Genomic DNA, 2,790 nt, shown 5'->3' with positions numbered 1-2,790 from the left:
CTCCAGCACCGATCCGATCAGCGAACGAAGGCTCGCAACCGCTTCGTTGAAGTTCGCTTTCAGCGAGGCGAACGGGCCGGTCAGGTCGGCGTCGACTTGCGCCGTAAGATCACCCTTCGCGAGTGCGCCCAAGGACTCACCGATACTGCTGACAATCAATCGTGTCTGCGCCTGCTTTGCCTCTTCTGCGGATCGGAGTTGATCCCGGAAACCCAGCATGGCACCGGCCATCGCGCCAAGTTCGTCCTTGCGTTCGGTCGCAGTCACCTCCGCCGCGAGATTCCCAGCGGCGAACTCGCGCATCGTTTCTGCCAGCTTGATCAGGGGCTCGACGACATGCCGCCGCATGCCCTTGGAAATAAGGACAGCCGTGACCAACCCTGCGATCAGCAACATGGCAAGGATGGCGATCGCAATTCGGCCGAGGATGGTGCCGCTCTGCGCCACCTCCGTCGCATGAGCCTCGATTACGTTTGATGCCTCTTCCATGGACTCCTCCAGCAGGCTGAATTGCTGAAGAAAATCCGGAAGCTGCGCCCGAGCGGCTTCGACATCGCGGCGGGACAGATCGACGATCTGTCGGGCGGCATTGGCATAGGCCTGCAACGGTCCGGCAAGACGAGCGCTCGCTGCCGTCACCTCCGCCGACCCGGAATAAGCAGCGGTTGCCGCAACCTCCTCGCCGAAGATCCGCAAATGCTCGGCAAGATCGGCCTCGACTTCCTGCTGCGAAAGACTGCTTCCGGGCGCCTGGGCTACGATCGCCGCCAACACATCGCCGCGAACGGCATCGTGCATCATGTCGGCAGTCATCTGGTTGCGCAGAAGGCCGGCGGCCGCGCTCTGGCTCTGGAGCGCGCTGCTTTGCCACCAGGCCGCCAATGTGCCGACGCCGCCGCAAAGAAGAACGAGGGCGAGGATAGCGAACCCAACCTTCCGGGTCGCACTGTTCAGGGACTGATCTTGGCCGCGCTTCGACTTCGCCACTTTCGAGAATACCTCCTCTTGCCGCAGCGCTGCTCCGGGCGCTGAGGATCAATTGGTCCATCCTCCATTATAGGGCTTTTTTGGGAGCTGCCGGGCGGGAGGGGCGATTTAGCTCCGCAACGGGCGGTCGACCGAAATCTCATCCTATAATTGACTTGAAGCGCTGCATCAGAGCCGGCGCCGAGTTGGATGAAAAGATGATCCGCCTGAATCATGCACTGCTTGCTAGCGTCGCGGCCTGGCCCGCCCCGGCAGCCAGCCAGTCGGTCCTTCCGGAGGGAGTCACCGTGGAAGGGCGTTATGTCGCCGATCTCGTCGGCGTCGTTTCGGGCGGCGAAAGGCGCGGCGCGCGGGTACTCGACAATCTCCAGTTGGTCGGCGAGGTCGATCTCGGTCGGGCGGCTGGATGGCGGGGTGCACGGGTCAGCGCCCATCTCCTGGCCAACCATGGCGGGAACCCGAACCACCTCGCCGGCACCCTTCAGGGCATCGACAATATCGAGGTCGAGGACCATCGCGCGAAGCTGTACGAGCTCTGGTTTGAGCAATCCTTTGCCGGCGATCGAGTCAGCCTTCGCCTCGGTCTGTCCGATCTGAACGCCGAATTTTATCAGACGGAGGCGGCCGGCGACCTGATCGCCCCCGCCTTCGGGATCGGCTCCGAACTGGCAGCCACTGGCCCCAACGGTCCATCCATCTTCCCGTCGACGGCACTCACCGCTCGCCTGCGTGTGGAACCGTCGGAAAAGCTCTTCCTGCAGGCAGCCGTGGTGAACGCCCGGGCCGGTGTCCTCGGAGATTCGGAAGGTATCGATTTCAGCGTTCGCGACGGCGCTCTACTGATTGGCGAGGCCGGATGGACCGGCCGAGGCAAGATCGCCGTCGGTTACTGGCGCTACACCGAATCTCAGCCGGTATTGTTGCCTTCGACGCCAAATGCCACAGCAGTGGCGCAGGGCGCCTATCTGAACCTCGAACAGCCGCTGAACGCCAATGCAGAAGGGGTTCGAGCAGTCACCTTCCTGAGACTTGGCTTTTCGGACGGCGAAACCACTCCCTTTCGAGGTGGCTGGCAAGCAGGCGTCCGAGTCGACCAGCTATTTGCTTCGAGGCCGGAAGGAGCGCTTTCGATCGGCATTCACCAGGGGATGCTGTCGCGAGGTTTCCGCGAATTTGGTGGCGATCAGGGCCGGCGCCTCGCTGCGGCAGAGACGGGCTTCGAGATTACCTATTCCGATCGGCTGCTGCCCTTCCTGTGGGTTCAGCCGGATCTTCAATATATCCGCAGGCCTTCCGGTAACCCGGGGACACCCGATGCTGTTGTCGTCGGCCTGCGCGTCATCCTCGCCTATCCCAGCTGACTGGGAGATCGTCGCGCTCGGTCGTGAATCGGCGCGGAGTGAGCCGACTGTCGATCCGATGCGCGGACGGTCGTCCGCTGACTCCGCGAGCTTCTGGGTTCTGAACGGCGAATCCGCCCCGGGTCGCGCCTGGATAGCGCCTCGCGACCCTTCCGCAGCTGCATTCAAACCGGTGGTCTGAACCGGCCGCGCCGGCTGTCAGTTGAAGCGGCCAGAAAAGCGCCTCGGACTCCCCCTTGTTCCGCTCTCGAGCGGGAACGAGCTGACCGCTTCGGCGAGGTCGTGCTCTAGCCTCTCCTGGAGCCTTGGTCTCGCCAAGTCGGACCCGGACGACGGCCCGGGCTTCGATCTAGTCGCAGCCTTTGTCGTTCAGGGACGAGGTCAGAAGTCCTTCCAGTCGTCGGCTGGGGCGACGTGGTGGAGGACGCCGTTGCCGTTGGTC

The 2,790-nt window shown here is 63.3% G+C and carries 3 protein-coding genes; 2 read left to right on the top strand and 1 reads right to left on the bottom strand.

Features of this window, described 5'->3' with window-relative positions:
• Nucleotides 1-606, bottom strand: a 606-nt coding sequence (locus tag ACRYLT_RS17500; RefSeq protein WP_482665479.1) for a HAMP domain-containing protein, incomplete at its 3' end; no start/stop codon positions are given.
• Between the two features lie 90 nt (nucleotides 607-696).
• Between ACRYLT_RS17500 and ACRYLT_RS17495 the strand changes: the two genes are divergently transcribed.
• Nucleotides 697-1,032, top strand: a complete 336-nt coding sequence (locus ACRYLT_RS17495; RefSeq protein WP_482665478.1) for a hypothetical protein — start codon at nucleotides 697-699, stop codon at nucleotides 1,030-1,032.
• A gap of 152 nt (nucleotides 1,033-1,184) precedes the next feature.
• Nucleotides 1,185-2,348, top strand: a complete 1,164-nt coding sequence (locus tag ACRYLT_RS17490) for a carbohydrate porin (protein ID WP_482665477.1) — start codon at nucleotides 1,185-1,187, stop codon at nucleotides 2,346-2,348.
• The last annotated feature ends 442 nt before the right edge of the window (nucleotides 2,349-2,790 follow it).

The organism is Sphingosinicella sp. SM1-17 (assembly GCF_056821765.1).
This window is presented reverse-complemented; position numbering and strand designations above follow the sequence as displayed.